The organism is Winogradskyella sp. MH6, from assembly GCF_022810765.1.
In the GTDB taxonomy this organism is placed as follows: domain Bacteria; phylum Bacteroidota; class Bacteroidia; order Flavobacteriales; family Flavobacteriaceae; genus Winogradskyella.
The window spans coordinates 2,536,890-2,555,828 of the sequence record NZ_CP094494.1 but is presented as its reverse complement, the minus strand read 5'-3'; the positions used below and the strand labels follow the sequence as shown (position 1 = coordinate 2,555,828).

Sequence of the window (18,939 nt, the reverse complement as noted above, 5' to 3'; positions counted from 1 at the left end):
ATTTAAAGCTGGTCTAGTGGTTACGTTCTTTTAAATTTTCTGTTTTTTTTACAATAGTTCCTTTAAACTCTTAATCTCTTCCAATTTATTCCTTCCACTCATACATATATAGTTAATTTGAAATTGACCTATATCACCAACAACCAAGTTATTGTATAAAATCTCACGGTTTATTACTCTTAACATTTCTCGTAATTTCTTGACTTCTTTTTCTAAAAAGATTATTCTTTCTTCAATTTTAGTATTCATAATAATTTGTTCTTTATTATAAATATGTCAGAAAAAAGAAAAAGTTCATTTTTTTAAAATTATTTTTTAAAATCACTTGTTTCCTCTGCCACCATACCCAAACTATCATTAACTTCATACTTCAAGCTTCCAACATCAAGCTTCTCTACATCTATCATCCCACTCATTAAGCGTGGCAACAAAATATCGCGTGCTTCTTTTAGGTGTAGGTTTTGTTTGGTTAGGTTTTTAATCTGCTTATCTACATTAGATGAAAAGTCATTATATTTTATATGTATATCTTTTGTAGCACTAATAATTTCAATGTCTTGCACATCTTTTTTCGTAACAGAATTATAAATAGCTCCACCACCCATTAAATTATCTTCATAAAAAATGTTTTGTAGCTGATACAACAAAAGACTATTCCACCCTTTTTTATGATTTATTGCAGCCAATCCACGACCAATAATAATTTCTTCAAGCGCAACATTCAATCTTCCTACTGGTGCTCTTACACTAAATAATATAGAATTCTCTTTTGCTATTCTATTCCCTTGAGTTGACCATGAAGAATTAGTTGGAAATCGAAATCCATAATCTTTTACTCCTTGATGAAAAGGCAAACCTTTTTCTTCATTGTTGTAAAATTCAGATTTTGGGCTTTGTCCCATTATTAAATTAGCACATTCTACCAACTTAACCTTCTCCCAACCTTCAGGCAACCCAGTCTCTTCATCAAACTTTACAGTTTCGTGACCAGGAAATTTAAAGCGTACAAACCACTCTTCATAGGTGAGTTGTGCTTGTTCTTCTAATAGTTTTATACGCTTTAGGTTGTTTTCTATTAAATCATCATAGGCTGATAAGATACTGGCTATTTTGCGTTGGGTTTCTTTTGATTGATATATAGTAATTTTTAAATTATTAAGTAAGTTAGTCGTCAAACTCGGAATTGTAGAGCCAACATTATAAGATGCTAAATTTATTGTCTTTAAATAAAAGTATAGATATTTAGGGTTAACTAATTTCTTATTTACTTTCGACCAAAACATAGTATCAACAGTCCAGAAAGGTTTATCCATAAAAAACAAACTTGATAAAGTTCCCTTTCTTGGAATTAATATTGATTCTTCGTCATACAAATAGTCATTAACATATCGCATTAATCCACCTGTCCCCATAAGAGGCACATTACCTTCATCCAATTTTTTATGATCTTTGCCATATTTGATTTTAAGTAATTCACCTAATTTCACCTCTTTCCATTCTTCCATCATAACTTTACGCTTTGTATTTGTTGCATTAAGGTATTGGCTTCGGTGTTTAGTTGGGCTAGTTCGGCATGTATGGCTTGCATTCTGCCTTTATAGTCAAAATCCATATCTATATCAATCTTTACACCTACGTAGCGTCCTGGTGTAAGGCTGTAGTCTTGCTCTTTAATCTCGTCTAGTGTGGCTATTTTGCATAGGCCTTCTACGTCTTGGTATGTGCCTTTTGGGAAGTGTTCTGCTAACCAAGCGTTCTCGACTGCGCTCGAACTGACAGCTTCAAGATTATTAGTTCTAAAAGCATTCATAATAGCTGTTAAACCTTCTAGTTGGTCGTCGCTAAAATCGTTAATAGTGGTGCTTACTTTTCTAAAGGTATTTCGGGCATCTATCATCAGTACCTTGTCTTTGTTTTCAGCATTTTTTCCCTTATTAAAAAACCATACGTGGCACGGTAAACTACGTGTGTAAAAAAAGTTGTTGCTTATGGCTACAATACATTCTACATCGCCTGTTTCTATCAGTTTTTGGCGTATTAGTTTTTCGGCATTACCAGCATCGGTCGCACTACTTGCCATAACAAAACCTGCTCTACCAGTTTCGTTTAAATAACTATGGAAGTACTGCATCCATAAATAGTTACCATTGCTTATAGTGCCTTTTCCTGTTAGTGGTGCGCCAAAAGGTAAACGTTCATCATCTGCCAGAAATTTATTCTTCGCATCAATTTTATCGACATTAAATGGCGGATTTGCCATGACGAAGTCGCACTTACCTGTTAGGTTATGCGGATTGCTATAAAAGCTGTTACTTTCTATAATCTTGCCTTCTATACCGTGAATGGCGAGGTTCATTTTTGCTAAACGCGTATTGTTGCTTTTTAGCTCTGTACCATACACAGTAATGGCTTCGTTAACGCTTTTGTTATCGTGGTCTTTTATAAAATGTGCGGTTTGCACAAACATACCACCAGAGCCACAAGCAGGATCGTGTACAATACCGTGATTAGGTTGTATAAAGTTAACAATAAGGTTAACTAATGATGGTGGTGTAAAAAATTCGCCACCTTCTTGCGCACCTGCACCTTGCATAGAGAATTTCATTAAGAAAAACTCGTAAATGCGTCCAAACACATCGCCTTTAGCATTCTTCACCGCGTCTTTATTAAACACACGTACTAAATCGCGTAACAGCTTGTCATCAAACTCTTGATAGCTTTTTGGCAAAATACCTTCTAGGTCTGGGTATTCGGCCTCAATAAGCTTCATGGCATTATTAATAGCTTGAGCAATGTCTTCGCTTTCTGGTAAGTTGGCTAGATAATCGTATTTGGCTTTTTCTGGTAACATAATGGCACCAGCAGCTGTGTAATCTTCTTTATTGGCTTCTCGTTTCTCTCCTGTACGCGGATTAATAGGAAGGTTGTTTTGCACTTCCATTTTGGCATCTTCATAACGGTTTTGTGCAAAACGCAGTAATACCAAACCTAATAATGGATCTTTATACTCGGCAGCAGTAAGTTTAGAATTGGCTCTTAGGTCGTCTGCTGCGTCCCAAAGTTCGGTTTCTAATTGTTTTATGTTTTGTTGGGTCATAAAAAAATATGTTATAATCTTTAATTAGAATAAATCATCTCCTAGCGTATCAAATAGGCTTTCTCTTTCTATATCGCCTTCTTCTTTAATAGCGTTGACAAGATATAAGTTCTTTTTTGTTCTAGTAAGCGCAACATATTTTAAATTTTTTTCTTGGATTAATTCCCAATCCATTTGATTATCTTTTTTCAATGGCAACTTATTGTAATCTAAAATGAATACGGTTTCATTCTCTAAGCCTTTAGCTCTATGTATTGTGGATAACTTTACAGCGTTTTTACTTCCTGTAATTAACTTTTCAATCTGTGAAATAACCTCTTTAAGCGTTGGTGCATTTGTTCTAATTGAAACTTGTTTTTTTATAAAGTCTATTTTTCTATTAATAAAATCTTCTTGCTCTTCTAAAAACTCTTCTCTTTCAGATGTATTTTTAATTTTCTTGGCATCTTTTTTTGCGAAATACATATTTCTCTCAAACACCTTATCGAAAAAGCCATAGTCATCTCTAAAAATGTTTCTCTTATTTAACTCTTCATTTGAAAAAAGAAACCTCAATTCATTAATTAGATCTTTTACATCATCTTCATGCACACTAACTTCAATATTTTTTTCAAGTAACAAAAACAATAAAATAGAAAGCGGTGCTTTAGTCCTACTAATAACCAAATCCCCTTTCTTAACCTTATCAATTACGTCTTCAAAATCTATTTTTTCTATTAACCCAAATTTTGGCTCAAAGGCTTCAATGTCTTCTCTAAAATGCTTAGCCATATCAATAACAATCTCTGGACATCTGAAACACTTTGATAATGTGAGACTAATATTATTCTTCAATGTTTTTGTAATGTTAGTAAACGAATTAATATCTGCACCTGTAAATCCATAGATAGATTGATTTGGATCTCCAACAGCTAAAACTCTTCCATTTTTTTTTACATATTTGAATGCAACAGCAATTTGAGATTTAGATAAATCTTGACATTCATCTACAAACAGTATGTCATATTTACCAATAGGGTTTAATTTAAATTCATACGGTAAGTAGAGCATATCGCTAAAATCAATAAGTCTTTGTTCATCAGCCAGCCTATTACCAACTTTTAATACTTCTGAATTGGCATCAAACAAAAGCTGAACTTCTTTATCAATTATTTTTTCATCAATTCTATTAACACTAATAATATTATAATGAAAAAGAAGTTCTCTGAATTTATCTATATTATTTTGCGTAATTGTAAGTCTATATTTATTGCAAATATCCTCTAACTTATCTTTAAAGATTTTGGTATTATTGTAAATTAGGCTCTCTTCATAACTATTTTCTGGTACCAGTTTTACTTTATGAAGAATTAAGTATCTTTTTAAGTAAGGCTTTAAATCACCTTCCATTAATTTAGATATGATTTTTTTATACTTTGTGGGTTCAAAATTGAATTTTCCCTCGTAATTAGACTTCAAAATATCATAACCTAGTTGATGAAGGTTTTTAACTGTAATGTTTGACATGCCTTTGTCATCAAAACGTCTTTTTATTTCATCTCTAATACTTTTATTAAACGCACAAAAAAGAATGCTGTTATCAGCTTCTATAAAAGAAGCACTTTCAATTATAGTAGTTGTTTTACCTGATCCTGCAACAGCATCAATTATTCCATGGTTAGACTCATACTTTACAAAATTGTAAATAGTTTCTTGTTCTTTAGTTGGTGTCATAATTATTGATTGATAGTAGTAACGAAAGGCAAAACCCAAATAAATTTGGGCACAACTAAGAATAAGTTTATAGGGGACTTTAAAGGTAAAAAAAATGACTTATTCACCTAGTCCGTTAAAGACTAATTCTTAAAAAATAAATGTAAAAGGTTTTGAAAAATTTACCTTATGGAAAACCGTAATAAAACTGTTAATGCTGATAACAACGACCATTAGCATTTTTAGTTTTACGTTTACAGCGTTTACCAGACTTAGTCTTTCCAGTACATTGAGTCGCTTCTGTTTTCTTGGGTTTTGAAGTATCAGATTTATTAGAACCCGATAACGAATTCCCATTTGTAGTTTTCTTTGATTTGATATTTGCTGCTGTAGGCTTACAGACCTTGCACGCAGTATAACCCAACTGTTTTGCTCTATCTAAACTAATTGCCTTTTTAGAATATTTTAGATAACGACAATTCTCTTTGTGGTATTTTTCGCCCGATTTTGTGGTATAAACCGTTTGGCTTAATACAGAAAAGGAAGAAGCCAAAAATAGAATGACGCAAATTGCTCTTATAGTTTTCATTCTTTTTTCTTTTTCTTTTTGGAACTTCTCCATTCCCACGGAGCTATTGCTTTTGGATCTACCCAAAGACCTATTTTATCTTTTTTAGCTTTATCTTCTAATGGCTGCAAAGTCTCATCATCAGAGTATTTCACAAAATGCCAAGCTAAACCGGCTTTGAGTAATTCTTCACTTAAATTTTTACCACCATAATACACATAGGCAATAGACCTTCCATAACGATCTTTTTTAATCACTTTTAATTCAACTTGCTTTTCAAAGATAGCATCTGACGTGAATTGTTTTGCCCTTTTTGAAAATGGTTGTTTGCGTTCTGGACAGTCAATATTAGCTACTCTTACCCTTATTAGTGTAGAGTCTTGAGTTAAAAGTTTAAATGTGTCACCGTCTGTTATGGCTACGACTTTGCCGGCAACATAGTTTTGAGCAATAAGACTATTTTGAAAGTGAATGCTCAAAAACAAGAATAAGGATAGTTTTAATACTCTACTCATACTATTCAGATGTAATGTAATAAGTGGATGTGTATTCACCATTCAAATTTTCCTTTCCTGCAAAATTCCGAACTCCTGCAGCACTTACTGAAGCTGTCACTCTATACTCACCACTTTTAAGTTTTAATTTAACAGATCCTGTTGGACTAATATCAACCTTCCTTATTTCAGGACCACTATAACGTAAAGTTAAAGTGTAACGTGTATCATTTTTAATTTCAATATTAGATTCTTTGAAGTTTTTATTCCCTACCAATTGCGAAGATGGTATTTCACCATATTCACCATCAAAAATTTCATTAACTTCTAATACTATAATTTTATCTTCAATTTGTTTTCTGTTTGGATGATTAGGATATTCTTCGAGAAAGCGTTTCCATGTTTTCGAATCATTTGCCGCAATAGCATTTTTGTAAGCTTTCTCTTTATTTTCTTCTTTTAGTTGATTTAATCGGTTATTTGCTAAATCTTGATGTGCTTTAAAACCATTAGAGCTCAAATAATCCTCCAACTGATCAACATCCTCTGAAGTCACTATAATTTCCCTAATCTTATCTTCTGCTAAATTCTTAATATCGGGATCTACAATATTTTTTATCCATATCTTGATAGAATCGATATCTTTTGTCTTATTAATCTGCTTGACCAAAAGTTTTAAATTGAGATTTTCAAGTAATTGATTTGCTTCAATCACCTCTTGATATGTACCAAAATTGTTAACTATAATCGTTAAATTATTCTTTGCAGAATTGTATTCTCCTTTTTCTATTAAAACCCTAGAAACACTTAATAGTTTTTCTACAGAGTCTTGTTCCTTTTTTAATAATTCTTCTGTGTCAAAATTGCTTAAACCATTTTCATTTTTACATGAATATGTAAACAACAATAAACATAATACTGTACTAATAAATTGTAAACGCATCATTTTTTGTTATTTGAATATATATAAAGTTAAAGAGCATAATTAAAATTGTATTAGTACCAAACCATATGATAGAAAACATGATAGGGTTTACGATTTTCATTCCTAGTTTTGTCACTCCTAGAGTTAATAGGTAACCAACACAGATTATGACTACACCAATAATTAAGATTAATGTAGCCCAACTAAATAAACCAGAAACCTCAAAACCATCTTTAAATTGATATGTCAAGGCATCCATTAATGAATCGAATAGAAAGAAATATGAAATTACTATACTTAAGTTTACAGAAATCAAATAAGGTATTTTTTTTATGATTTCTGAATCCTCAATTTCCTTAGCTTTTATACCCTTATATAGTATTACTCTATTTAATATTAAAACTGTTATTAAATAAAAAAGTAATACAACAATACCAATCACATAAAATTTTTGATTATCCATTTTTTAACTAATTTATATTTAAATCCCAAAATCTACTATCACTAATGTCTTGAGGTAATTCACCCATTTTAAATCTTTTAGATGTTGTCTCCCACAAATAATATTTTTTACCGTTATATTCTTTGTACACCCAATCATTAGAACTACTTTTCGATGTTATTCCTAATACTGAGTGTTTATAAACATTACTACCAAAAATAGCTACATCATAATTGAAATACTTCAAAACAGCATAAATGAATAGTGTTCGCGAATCACAATCACCTTTAAGATCCTTTAAAAACTCAGAAGGTGATTTGATTCCAAATCTCACATACCCTTGACAAGGGTTATTCATTAATAAATCCCTAATTGATTCATCTCTATAATCATAGGGACTACAACTTGAATCTAAAATTGCATAATATGGTATACTCTGAACCATACTTACAACCGTTTGAGGAAAATCATTAGTCGATATATTATTATTAATTTTAATTGAATCTAATACTTTTACTACATGATACAAACCTTCTTTAGATTCATTGTAGAGCTTTGTAAGAGTGCTATTATAGCCTTCTTCAGATGTAATATTCGGAAGCGTCTTTTTTAATTTTGTTGCTGAATTAACAAAATCACTATTCACCCTAAGTTGGGCTTTGTATCTATGCCCTTTTAAATCTTCCCAATTAATGTTATGTACATAATCTTTCGAATAATTTTCCTTATCAAGCTCAACTGTTTTTGGTTTAGTCTCAGTTATCGAAGACTCATTTACTGAAAAATCTAGATTAGTAATTAAGTTAAATAATCCAAATGCCAGAATAAATAATATTACTAGATTAAATATTGAACGCAGTACCCTTAATAGTTGAAATTGTTTGATCAAAAAATTTAAGCCCCATAATACCGCAAACAACAGAACAAAATATAACAAACCAACACCAAATACCTTGAAAAGACCTGCAATTAAGAATACTATTAATAACCCATATATCAAATAACCGATTACCATAAAAAAAGTTGCGATCGTTTCTCCTATTGCAGAAAAACATCCATAACCATAATCTTTATCTTCCTTAATTTCATCTGAGTAACTTGATTTGTAACTTGGGATTTTTTTTTCTGGTGAGAGAATATTTCCCCATGTCTTTTTTGAAGAAATATCATTAATAAAATTACCAATGGCTGTTGTATTACTAACAAAGTGCTCTGGAGCATAAAAATTTGCAACAAATTCATAGTCTTTTGTTACCTCAATCTCAACTTTATTATTAGCATTTAACTTAAAATCTTTATCCCAACCCAAAAACTTTGCATTAGAGTCTGGAATTGCGGTAATTTTCACTTTCTCACCTATATCATAGTAATCTTTATTTGGTTCAATTTTTATCTGACCAGGACCACTTACTTCAGGAAACAGTTCATACTTCGTAATACGCTCTATTTCTTGTCTTTGATTTTTCTTTAATCCGTATGCATTAACCCTTATTGTTGAAAATATTCTATTGCCATCTTTTACTGTATTATATCTATTTACCTTTAGGTTGCTTTCCTCATCCACATACCTGTCATCGACAATAACTTCATCAAAATTTACTTTAAATCCTCTAGTATCGTTACTTGTATCTACAATTGTGTTTAAAGAAAATGGGAGTTTTAATTTAAATAATCGCCTTTTAGAAATACCTTTTGGGACATTTGGAGCAATATACTTTTCGCTAACAATGAATTTGGCCGCTAAAATAGTATCAATAGAATATAGCTCTTGATGTTTGCTCTCCGAAAGACTTTGACCATCAAGTTGTATCTCTAACTCGCCTTCAACATAGTTGAAATCTTCAATATTTATTTTAACCTCAATGACTTTCACCTAATAACCATTCATTAAATTCTTTATCACTGTTATAGGTAATATCTTCAATTGGAACTGAATTAAAAGGAGGATCTTTGTAGTCAGACTTCCACTTTAATCCAAATTGAGAATAATCCTGTCGTAAAATCTCATCGTATGTAACAACAAACTTTTGATAATGATCCGAAATCAACTTTCTCTGAACTTTCTCTTTATAGAAATAATAATTAGTTGACTTATCTATATAAACTTTTTGATAGACTGGAAATATGAATATGATAACAAAAACTAAGGAAAAAACCCAAATAAATCGGGTTTTAGGACTACTATCCATTATAATTAACTTCTGAACAAAGAAATTTCTTGAAGTTTGATAATCAATGAAATTATGCAGTCTTAGTTCTTTTTCTTTATTAAATCTTAATATTTCAGTTTGCAAAGTACTTTCATCAATATTTAAAGATCTTAACTCATTCAACTTTAAAGCATATTCTTTGTTCAATTTATTATTTCTATTCTCTATTTCTGTTGCTATATATTCGGTTAACTCTTCGTTTACAATATTTGAGAATAATTCATATTCTATCGGTTGAGAAACTAAAACTCCTAGAAAAACCAAAAATCCAATTCTTAAGGCTCGAGAAGAATAAGATGCATACTTTGATTTGACTTTAGGAGGAATAACATCTTTTGTTAATGTATATAATATAAATATGTACAAAAACATTATCAAAATGGCAGAATAAATCCCCACTATCAACCCAATATAATATGACTCTAATATTTCATAAATACCAAAAGAAATACTTATAGCAGAAATTGTCATAATAATAATTACAACCAAACCATTTAGAGCTAATTTCTTTTTTGTCTTTTTAGAACAAAAAGAAAGTATATAAGGATCTTCTCCTGCAAACCACCATAAAGTTTTATTATTTTCTAAATGCCTATTTGCCAACCTAACTATATTTAATAAAATCCTCTGGATTAGAATCTATTTTCTGTTTTTCGTTCTCCTCAAACTTCTCGATTGCATATTTAGTTATCCTCATTTGTGCATCATGAAATTCTTTTTTCTCTTGAATTTTCTTTTCTGCTTCTAAAAACCTTACCAATTCTCGCTGCACACCATTTTTATCCTCATAGTAATCCTCTTCTACATAGACTCCATTATTCGCTAACTCCAATGCTTTATAGTGATCAGACATATAATCATATGGAGACTTTATAAGCATTAACTTAAAAAAAATAGGAGTCAACTCGATTGCTAAAAACAATAAGGTTAAAAACCAAGAAACAGTAGGGTACTCCTCTTCAGCTATAGTAATTCTTTCTGCTAAACCATCAAGCCCTGATAACGTTGTGTCTATTCGATCAATTTCCTCATTTTTATCTTTAATATAATCTTTAATTTCTTTATTTAAATCTGAAATCAATGGATCCATTTTTGCCCTCATTGCATCTCTATCGCTTTTACGATCTTCCATAATTATTTCTTTTCTCTTAGCATCAGGACCATACCCAGATGAGCTTCCATTAGGCTTCTCTGCCAACTCTTCATTAAATGCCTTAACAGCTTCAGTATATGCTTGTTCAGATTTATCAATTTCGCTTTGATATTCTGCAATCTTTGAGTTTTTCTCTATTATTCTATTTGTATATTTATCTTCAATATTCTTAATAGCATCTTCTTTTAGCAATTCTTGTTTAACTTGTAGTTTAGCATCAATTTCTCCTTTCAAAATTCTTATTTCTAAAGGTTTAGATATCGATATCGCAATAATACAACCCATAATAATTCTTGGTAAGGCATTTTTAAGCTCACCCCATGTAATCGCTTCAGTACCATCACCTTTTCCAGTACTTGTTATAATAAATCTATCGATATTATAAATAATCAAACCCCAAATAAGCCCAAATAAAATTGCTGTAATTGTAGTTCCTAAATCCGTAGTCTCAGTATAACCAGACAAGGTGTTAATTGCACTTTCACCACCACTCATTTCCCATAACTCTGTAACATCAGACGCCTTAGGTTTAAATATTGTATAAAATGCATATCCACCAGACATACCTGCCATGATTGCTGTAGCAATGACAATTCCGCCTAAACAGAAATATTTTATTTGATCACTATATGTTGATTTACTAAGAATGTAAGCATCACCACCTGCTGCTTTCCAAAACCATCTCATTATTCTAGAAGGTTTTGGAGGTTGATAAACTAATTTATTCATGTTGATTGATTATTTTGGTTAGATTATAGTCTTTGTTTATTTCAATTAAATTTGTTTTAACAGATTTTAGTAGTTGGTGGTTTTTTGAATCTAGGCTGTAGTTTTCCTTTGCTTCTATAGATGTGATATTATTTACTACTTCATTAGTCTTCCATTTCTTAAATGGAAAATTATTAAGGAGTTTCTTATCTGAATTTTCAATGGTTTTTATATCTACCAATAAACTATTAATGTTAACTTTTAGATGTTGAGTTACATTATTGAATAAACCAACTAATTTTATTTTTATAACATCTGAATTTTGATAAGTGCTAACTAAATGGAATCTTTTTTTAGTAACAACAACATCATTTATATACAGTTTAAAACAATTTTTATAATCAATAATCACCGAGTAGAGCTGATTATCATTATTCTTTAATCCAAGAATTTGGTGATTTTCTAAACGACAATAAAAGAAATGTTTAATTCTTTTAATCATTTTTTTTTGGTTGATGTATAAATGTACAAAAAAACATAACCGAAACTAAATCAATTATTTAAATAATCTTTACGGTTTTCCGTAAATGAAAAAACGCCCTTAAATAAAAACGTTTTCAGATTGATATAAGGCCTAATAGCTAATCATCCTCTTCATCAAAGAAAAATTCGTGAATCTTGATTAAATCTCCTCTTCCCATTTGTACTAAGTCTTTTGTATCCTTAAGAAAGATCCCTAAAGACCTTTCATTGTATAACAGCTTCATATCTTCAGAATAATCAGTAACTACATACATGTCTCCTTCCAATTTATAAAAGGGTATAGTTAGTTTACTTTTTATTTTCACACCTTTATTTACTACACGTCCTTCTTCTAACGTCTTCTCCAATGAAGCTTCATCTTTTTCATCAGAAGCCACTTTTACGTATGCTACCATCATGTTCATCCATTCGTCCGCATCGATCAGGAACCATTTTATTTTATCAAAATTGATTCCATATTCATTTATCCAACCTTGACTCGTAAAGGCTAAGAGTACCTCTTTTTTACCGTTAAGTTCAGGTTTGTCACCTGGAGTAAATTCTTGTATTTTAAACGAAATAACTGAAACTGAAGACATATCTTTTAGCTTCTTCCCATCAAAATCTAACGTTTTAAGTGAGAAACTAGTTTTTTCAGGCAAATTTGACAATACCCATTGCGTAGCTGTTAGTTCTGCACTTTCTTTCATTTGCTCTACAGCCGCTATGCCTGATCCTATAGCAAGTAATCCACCTGCTATTCCTAAAGCCACATCTCCTTTATCCTGAGCCAATATATTTGAAGGAATCATTAGTAGGCTTAATAATGTAATTAGTATTACTTTTTTCATGTTTAAATATTTAGTTGGAATTAATAACTCCAAACTTAAAGTCTATGACTATTTTTTTAATACGGTTAACCGTAAACACAGATATAAAACACAAAAAAAGACGTGTAAAATTTACACGCCTTTTATTCCCGTAAGAATTAATATTAACAACAATACTAATTAAAATCCTTTCAAAGATATGAGAGAGGTTATACACTGATTTACGGTTAACCGTAAGATGACTAAATTAGTCCCAAATCTTTTGTAATAGCTACTAAATGTATGGTATTATTGGCTCTAAATTGAATCTTTAATTTGTTGAGCCGTTTTTCAATTGTACTTATACTGTTTGGTGAAATACTTTTAGACTTTAAGTCATCACTTATATCTTCTTGCGATAATCCTTTTGAAAGCAGATTGATCAATTGAATGTCAAAATCGTCTATTTCCATTTTAGATTTTGGCTGTAGTGCCTTACTCACCTGTGGTGACAAAAACAAATCCCCAGTTAAAACCGCTTTTATAGCTTCGTTCAATTCTTTGGAACCATTACGATCTTTGCACACATAGCCATTAATACCTTGTTTCTTTACTAAACCTCTTACTTTTTGAAGCTGATCTTTCATAGAATACACGATTATTGGAATCTCAGAACTCTCAGCACGCACCTTTTCTATTAAATCTTCACCAGACCTAAGTTTTACGCTTCTATGATCTCCTTTAAAGGACAAATCCGTTATTAATAAATCATATGAATTTCCTTCTAATTCAGCTTTTTTTAGCTGTAAGTAGGCCTCATCACAATATTGTGTTTTATCTATTACAGTTATCCCATTAAACTTTAAAACCTGAGCCACACTCTCCACAATAGCATCGTGGTCGTCATTAATAAGAACCCTCTTAAACTTCATCATATCACAATTTTTACTTTAAACCCTTTTTCTGGTTGTGTATCAAAAGTAATAGTCCCTCCAATAGATTGAATACGGTTTTCCGTATTATGTAATCCTGTATGCTTTATAAGGTTAGCCCCTTCACCATTATCTGAGTAATTTATTCTTAATTTTTTCTCATCATTTTCGAACAGTATCAATACTAAAGACGCTTTACTATGCTTCTTCATATTAATCAACAGCTCTTGTAATACTTTATAAATTGTATTCTTTTTTATGTCTGAATAGTTACTCCATTTTACATCTGCTAGTCCCTTTACAACAATATTTGTATCGTCAGACTCATAACTTTCAAATAAGCTTTCTAGATTATCTAAAAACGAATTCTTAGTATCTACCAAACTATGCTGATTAGAAATATCTCTGGCTTTATGATATAACTGATGTAGTTCATCTGCCAAAACACTATGCTCATAGGTTTCACTTTCAAATTTTGTCATAACCTGAAAGACATTATTCGCCACTTCATCATGTACCTGTTTAGATATCCTAGACTCAGTTTCTACAAGTTGCTGCAATTTCTCTCTTCTGTGTCTTGCTCTCGTAATTAAGAATCCTAAAACTGAAATTATGGTTATACCTATAGCCACTAATGAAACAATTATAGTACGAGATTGTTGGCGTTGGTGCATTAATTCACTTTCTAAAGCTTTTCTTTCAAATTCGGAATAATCATAACGCATTAAGGCAAATTTGTTTGACCTTGCTTTGTCTTCCGATATTAGACTATCATTTAAAACTTTATAGGCTTTGGCATAATCATCTGGGCTTAGTTCCACCAATAAGCCTAAAGCATTTTGTTTGTAGGAAGCAGAATTAAGACGATTAGCAAAGTCTAATGCCTTATTTGCATAAAACTTTGCTTTATCTACACTATCTGTTGCCATATAATATTTAGCAAGGTTTGAATAACTACTGTACTGGGATGTTGAGTCTTGTGCTTGATTCCTAAGATTTAATGCTTTAAACATTAATGACCGACCCAAATTATAGTCTTGCAGTTGGGTTTTTATATATCCTAGATTATTTAAGACTAAAGCAACGGTTAAAGTATCTTGTATTTTTGGTGTTAATTGAAACGCCTCCATTGAGGCTTTGTGAGATGCTTCAATTAAATCATTTCGTTTATAAACATTAGCAATATTGTTATAAACTATAGCACTGTCTCTGGTATTACTCGCAACTTCTAGCACTCGCTCATAAAGCTCTACCGATTTTGAATAATTATGTTGATCGGCATATACAACTCCTAATAAGTTATAAAAACTTCTTCTGTAGGCTACCTCGTTATTAATCTCTGGATTTTCATCTAAAATTTTAATAGCTTCTACAGCAGCCTTTTCAGCTTCACCATAAGATCCAATTTTGTAATTGATACTCGAAATGTAATAGAGACTGTTTAATTGGGTATGAAAATCTTTAGTACTTGTTGAAGTTTCTAATCGTCTATTGAAATATTTTGAAGCATTTATTAAATCTATCGATTCTTTTGGATGCAGTGCAATTGTACTGTAATAGGATAAACTATCCTGACTTTTCTGCGCAAAGCAAAAAGTTGCACAGAAAAATAAAAAAAAGAGGAATGATTGGTTAGACTGTTTCATTCCTCAAATTTAAAAACTATTTCCTATTAATCACCAGAACCCGTTGGAGGTGGTGGCGGTGGCGGTGGTGGTATTTCTCCATCTTCACCACAGCAAGCTTGTGGTATTACTTCATCGGTTATGCTCTCAGGATTACATGAAAAGAAAGCCATATTGAGGAAAACCGTAAACAGAATTACAGATATTTTTTTCATTTTGTTAATGATTTTAAAATTTGACAATAGTGTTGCTATCCGATATTTTCGGACTATTTATAGCACAGCAACACAGACTAAATTTTGAAGAGTGACCTCTTCGTTGGGAAGTATGGAGAGCAGAAGTAAAAAGAATTGTTACTTCCCAAATAGCAATGCTATTTCACCTTGCTACTCCATTAATTAGAATTGATTTTCGTAAACCTTATTACGCCTAAGGTGGCAATCAATTCTGATACAAATGAAAAAAGATATTTTGACGTATATTGGAAAGAGTCTGGAAAAGGTATGGAAACAAATTGGAAAAGAATTTCACACACTTTTCCTACTTAAATTTTTAATTTTAATGCAACTAACAATCAACCTATCATGCATAAAGAATTAATACTTGAAGCCTTTAAAAATGGTGAAGAAATATTAATAAAAAATGGATCAAATCATCCATCTATTAATTCTATATCAGAACATATTGCCACATTTTTAACAGAAGACCTCAAGAATTCAACCAATTCTAGAACACTCAGAAATTATTACAATAAGGCACTTGATGATGAGCAAATAAATATTTCTAGAATTGAAACTATCAATGGGCTATGCAAATATTTAGGCTTTAAAGACTATAAGGACTTTATTAAATCAAAAGAAACAGTAGATCAGCCTACAGTTGAAAAAGAAAATAAAAAAACAGGTCTGAAGAAAATTTATCTATTTGTATTCATTACAATAGCTGCTGTATTAATAACAGTTTTATTATTCATGAGTAATAATGAACCTAAATTTATGATTTGGAAAATAGACCACTATGAGGAAGTAGAGTTGGATTTAAATAAATACAAACTAAGTGACTTAAAGGTTTACAAACAGGAACGAATCGATAATTTCAGAAAAATTCAACCAGACTCTAGCTATCAATTTTTTAACAGTGATGGTTCTGAGCGTGTTTGGTATGGTAAGAATAAAAATAAAGAATATGAATTTTTCACCGATTATGGTCGTCATCCAGAAACAGGAAAAACTTTAAAATCAATTACGAAATACATCATAAAAAAGTACATCCATAAATAGGTTTAATCTTGATTCATCTTTAAAGTTTACCTACCCACACCAAATGTCTTTATTTTTAATAATTCTTTCTTAAAGAAAAGTAAAAGTTTAGATTCAACATCTTTGGTAAACCATTATAAGTAAGCTAAATAAATTTGATAAAATTTTATTACTTTTAGAGTATAAATTTGTGAACACAAGCCGAACACGATTTGGAACACAATTTAAAAATTTATCAATCAAAATTAATTGATTATCAAGTAATTAAAATAACTTGATTTAATTCATAACCCAGAGGTCACGAGTTCAAATCTCGTCCTCGCTACAAATTTTTAAATTACACAAAATCAACGGTTTAGTTCACTCTAAACCGTTTTTTTATGTATAATATTTATGATTTAGTTACTTTTAAACGTATTAAAACAAAAGAAGCGTGTTTAACGAGATTGTACAGGGTATAAAGCAATATATTGATCTTTCGGGTGAAGAAGCAAGAATCGTTGAAAGCTGCATTCCAATTAAGCAATTATTACATTAATTTTATTCTTATAAAAAATTGCTTACTTAAATTGCCTTTAGATTTTACCAAATTATTTAATTTCGAGACGTAAATCATTTCATTGTAACACCCTAATTGAAAATCAACTCTAAATCCATAGCTGTATTACCGTTTGTTAATATTAGTAACGACATTGACAACGAATTTTTCTGTGATGGTATCACCGAAGAAATCATAAATGCCCTAACCAAAATAAAGGGGCTAAAAGTTATTGCAAGGACCTCTTCATTTGCCTTTAAAGGAAAGGATATTGACATCAGAGATATCGGCAAGCAGTTAAGTGTAAATACAATTCTTGAAGGCAGTATAAAAAAGTCTCAAGAAAAAGTTAGAATAACAGCCCAGTTAATAGATGTTAAAGAAGGGATTCACTATTGGTCTAAAAAGTACGACAGAGAACTGATAAATATTTTCGACTTAGAAGATGAAATTAGTTTAGCCATAGCAGATGAAGTTCGAAATAATTTTGGACATTTTGAAGTGCAAGACCACTTGATAAAACAGCCAACAGACAATATTGATGCCTATCAATTATTTTTAAAAGGACGCTCATTACAATTAAAATGGACACCAGAAAGTATAAACCAAGCAATTTCATTTTATAATCAAGCAATTGCTCTTGATAAGCAATATGCTAAGGCCTACTATGCCAATCTACAATGTTATGGCTTACTGGCAATGTGGGGCTACATGCCATATCAAGAAGCTATGAACTTAGCTATTAGTAACCTTTTAATAGCAAAAGAAATAGATACCTCTTTGCCAGAGTATCCTTTATCTTTTGTAGGTAAATTTTTCTGGGAGGAATGGGATTTTAAAAATGCATACATCCATATTAATAAAGTCTTAGATATTAATCCAAATCATATTGATGGTTTAGAAGCCATGGCAGAATTGTTCATTGCTCTTGGTTTTTTTGATGAAGCCTTATTATATGCCAAGAAATTGCTAGAAGTTGATCCTCTTTCTGCTAATAATCATTACACAATAGCTCACATATATTACTATCAACGACAATTTAACAAGGCCTTAGAAAATATAAACTATGCATTAACACTTAATCCAGAATTAGAACTAGCACATCATTTAAAATGCTTTTGTTTAATATGGTTAAACAAAAAACAGCAATTCGAAGAATTTATACACAATACATCATTGATAGAAGAGAAAAATCTATTATTCAAAATTATTAATGAAAAGCATATCAAAGTTCCTGATGAAATCATAAAAAAATGGTCAGAGCTTGATAACCAAGAAACTTTAATCGTTCCTTATGATGTATTTATTCTAAGTAATTCTAACCAGAAAGAGCTTGGTTTTTCTAAGTTAAAAGAAATGATTAACCAAAGACGTGGTCAAATTATAAACTTTAGGCAAGAGCCTTTTTTACAACCTTTACACAACACAATAGGATTTACAGATCTACATCAGTCTAATCTGCTTATTGAAGATGTTAAAACAACTAAAGAAGAAGACAAATCAACTTCAAACATTTTAGATAAAAATCAAATAGAAGTTTTAAAAGAAGAGTTGCTTACCTATTTTAAAGAAGAAGAACCTTTTTTAAATCCGCAATTAAGTTTAAAATTTGTTGCAGATGTTTTAGGATTGAATACAAATAAAATATCGTACTTGATCAATCAAGCTTTTAATATCAATTTCAATGATTTTGTTAACTCCTATCGTCTAAATCACTTTAAAACCATAGCCGTAGACCCTAAGAATTCGCACCTCACTATTCTCGGATTGGCTTTTGATAGTGGCTTTAATTCTAAAAGTGTATTCAATACCTATTTTAAAAAAATAGAAGACACAACACCTAAAGCCTGGTTAAAAGCCAATACATTGTAAATCATCATTAGTTCGTTTCAGATTATAATTTAGAACGATTGCTTTGTTAATCTAATGAATCTTTGCATTCAAATTAATAATCAATACACGAAC

General features: G+C 30.8%; 18 protein-coding genes. 2 read left to right on the top strand and 16 right to left on the bottom strand.

Annotated features, from left to right (window positions below):
- Nucleotides 1-48: 48 nt before the first annotated feature.
- The 16 genes from MST30_RS11500 to MST30_RS11425 all read right to left on the bottom strand — a co-directional run bounded on the left by MST30_RS11500 (nt 49) and on the right by MST30_RS11425 (nt 15,392).
- The gene (locus MST30_RS11500; RefSeq protein ID WP_243471557.1) at nt 49-249 is read right to left on the bottom strand and encodes a hypothetical protein; all 201 of its coding nucleotides are present in this window, start codon (nt 247-249) and stop codon (nt 49-51) included.
- A 59-nt stretch (nt 250-308) separates the two neighbouring features.
- Nucleotides 309-1,508 carry a restriction endonuclease subunit S gene (locus tag MST30_RS11495; RefSeq protein WP_243471556.1) on the bottom strand — a complete coding sequence of 400 codons (1,200 nt, stop codon included), beginning with the start codon at nt 1,506-1,508 and terminating at the stop codon, nt 309-311.
- A complete protein-coding gene (locus tag MST30_RS11490) occupies nt 1,505-3,097 on the bottom strand; it encodes a type I restriction-modification system subunit M (protein ID WP_243471555.1) in 1,593 nt (530 codons plus the stop codon). Before MST30_RS11490 ends, MST30_RS11495 begins: the two co-directional genes overlap by 4 nt.
- Nucleotides 3,098-3,121: 24 nt before the next feature.
- Nucleotides 3,122-4,810 (bottom strand): UvrD-helicase domain-containing protein, encoded by a 1,689-nt coding sequence (locus MST30_RS11485; RefSeq protein WP_243471554.1) that lies wholly within the window; start codon nt 4,808-4,810, stop codon nt 3,122-3,124.
- Nucleotides 4,811-5,000: 190 nt separating this feature from the next.
- Nucleotides 5,001-5,378 (bottom strand): hypothetical protein, encoded by a 378-nt coding sequence (locus tag MST30_RS11480; RefSeq protein WP_243471553.1) that lies wholly within the window; start codon nt 5,376-5,378, stop codon nt 5,001-5,003.
- Nucleotides 5,375-5,872 (bottom strand): thermonuclease family protein, encoded by a 498-nt coding sequence (locus MST30_RS11475; protein ID WP_243471552.1) that lies wholly within the window; start codon nt 5,870-5,872, stop codon nt 5,375-5,377. The genes MST30_RS11480 and MST30_RS11475 overlap by 4 nt, the downstream gene beginning before the upstream one ends.
- Before the next feature lies 1 nt (nt 5,873).
- Complete coding sequence (locus MST30_RS11470) at nt 5,874-6,797, bottom strand: DUF6759 domain-containing protein (RefSeq protein ID WP_243471551.1); 924 nt, start codon at nt 6,795-6,797, stop codon at nt 5,874-5,876.
- A complete protein-coding gene (locus MST30_RS11465; protein ID WP_243471550.1) occupies nt 6,775-7,239 on the bottom strand; it encodes a hypothetical protein in 465 nt (154 codons plus the stop codon). Before MST30_RS11465 ends, MST30_RS11470 begins: the two co-directional genes overlap by 23 nt.
- Before the next feature lie 7 nt (nt 7,240-7,246).
- On the bottom strand, nt 7,247-9,091 hold the full coding sequence (locus MST30_RS11460) for a hypothetical protein (protein ID WP_243471549.1): 1,845 nt from the start codon (nt 9,089-9,091) through the stop codon (nt 7,247-7,249).
- A complete protein-coding gene (locus MST30_RS11455) occupies nt 9,078-10,031 on the bottom strand; it encodes a DUF4407 domain-containing protein (protein ID WP_243471548.1) in 954 nt (317 codons plus the stop codon). Before MST30_RS11455 ends, MST30_RS11460 begins: the two co-directional genes overlap by 14 nt.
- Nucleotide 10,032: 1 nt before the next feature.
- On the bottom strand, nt 10,033-11,268 hold the full coding sequence (locus MST30_RS11450) for a DUF4407 domain-containing protein (protein WP_243471547.1): 1,236 nt from the start codon (nt 11,266-11,268) through the stop codon (nt 10,033-10,035).
- A gap of 34 nt (nt 11,269-11,302) precedes the next feature.
- Entirely contained in the window at nt 11,303-11,791 is a 489-nt protein-coding gene (locus tag MST30_RS11445; protein ID WP_243471546.1) for a hypothetical protein, read from the bottom strand.
- Between the two features lie 139 nt (nt 11,792-11,930).
- Nucleotides 11,931-12,623, bottom strand: a complete 693-nt coding sequence (locus MST30_RS11440) for a hypothetical protein (RefSeq protein WP_243471545.1) — start codon at nt 12,621-12,623, stop codon at nt 11,931-11,933.
- A gap of 260 nt (nt 12,624-12,883) precedes the next feature.
- Nucleotides 12,884-13,555, bottom strand: coding sequence for a DNA-binding response regulator (locus MST30_RS11435; RefSeq protein ID WP_243471544.1), 672 nt, complete (start codon nt 13,553-13,555; stop codon nt 12,884-12,886).
- A complete protein-coding gene (locus MST30_RS11430) occupies nt 13,552-15,198 on the bottom strand; it encodes a tetratricopeptide repeat-containing sensor histidine kinase (RefSeq protein ID WP_243471543.1) in 1,647 nt (548 codons plus the stop codon). The genes MST30_RS11435 and MST30_RS11430 overlap by 4 nt, the downstream gene beginning before the upstream one ends.
- A gap of 26 nt (nt 15,199-15,224) precedes the next feature.
- On the bottom strand, nt 15,225-15,392 hold the full coding sequence (locus MST30_RS11425; protein WP_243471542.1) for a hypothetical protein: 168 nt from the start codon (nt 15,390-15,392) through the stop codon (nt 15,225-15,227).
- A gap of 369 nt (nt 15,393-15,761) precedes the next feature.
- Between MST30_RS11425 and MST30_RS11420 the strand changes: the two genes are divergently transcribed.
- Both MST30_RS11420 and MST30_RS11415 read left to right on the top strand, forming a co-directional pair.
- Nucleotides 15,762-16,457, top strand: a complete 696-nt coding sequence (locus MST30_RS11420) for a hypothetical protein (protein ID WP_243471541.1) — start codon at nt 15,762-15,764, stop codon at nt 16,455-16,457.
- Between the two features lie 613 nt (nt 16,458-17,070).
- Entirely contained in the window at nt 17,071-18,846 is a 1,776-nt protein-coding gene (locus MST30_RS11415; protein WP_243471540.1) for a helix-turn-helix domain-containing protein, read from the top strand.
- The last annotated feature ends 93 nt before the right edge of the window (nt 18,847-18,939 follow it).

Bases quoted from the DNA above. Each gene is read 5' to 3' on its own strand.
- MST30_RS11435 (WP_243471544.1), bottom strand. From the start codon at position 13,555: ATGATGAAGTTTAAGAGGGTTCTTATTAATGACGACCACGATGCTATT.
- MST30_RS11470 (WP_243471551.1), bottom strand. From the start codon at position 6,797: ATGATGCGTTTACAATTTATTAGTACAGTATTATGTTTATTGTTGTTT.
- MST30_RS11475 (WP_243471552.1), bottom strand. From the start codon at position 5,872: ATGAGTAGAGTATTAAAACTATCCTTATTCTTGTTTTTGAGCATTCAC.
- MST30_RS11450 (WP_243471547.1), bottom strand. From the start codon at position 11,268: ATGAGATGGTTTTGGAAAGCAGCAGGTGGTGATGCTTACATTCTTAGT.
- MST30_RS11425 (WP_243471542.1), bottom strand. From the start codon at position 15,392: ATGAAAAAAATATCTGTAATTCTGTTTACGGTTTTCCTCAATATGGCT.
- MST30_RS11500 (WP_243471557.1), bottom strand. From the start codon at position 249: ATGAATACTAAAATTGAAGAAAGAATAATCTTTTTAGAAAAAGAAGTC.
- MST30_RS11480 (WP_243471553.1), bottom strand. From the start codon at position 5,378: ATGAAAACTATAAGAGCAATTTGCGTCATTCTATTTTTGGCTTCTTCC.
- MST30_RS11420 (WP_243471541.1), top strand. From the start codon at position 15,762: ATGCATAAAGAATTAATACTTGAAGCCTTTAAAAATGGTGAAGAAATA.
- MST30_RS11465 (WP_243471550.1), bottom strand. From the start codon at position 7,239: ATGGATAATCAAAAATTTTATGTGATTGGTATTGTTGTATTACTTTTT.
- MST30_RS11485 (WP_243471554.1), bottom strand. From the start codon at position 4,810: ATGACACCAACTAAAGAACAAGAAACTATTTACAATTTTGTAAAGTAT.
- MST30_RS11445 (WP_243471546.1), bottom strand. From the start codon at position 11,791: ATGATTAAAAGAATTAAACATTTCTTTTATTGTCGTTTAGAAAATCAC.
- MST30_RS11495 (WP_243471556.1), bottom strand. From the start codon at position 1,508: ATGATGGAAGAATGGAAAGAGGTGAAATTAGGTGAATTACTTAAAATC.
- MST30_RS11440 (WP_243471545.1), bottom strand. From the start codon at position 12,623: ATGATTCCTTCAAATATATTGGCTCAGGATAAAGGAGATGTGGCTTTA.
- MST30_RS11430 (WP_243471543.1), bottom strand. From the start codon at position 15,198: ATGAAACAGTCTAACCAATCATTCCTCTTTTTTTTATTTTTCTGTGCA.
- MST30_RS11490 (WP_243471555.1), bottom strand. From the start codon at position 3,097: ATGACCCAACAAAACATAAAACAATTAGAAACCGAACTTTGGGACGCA.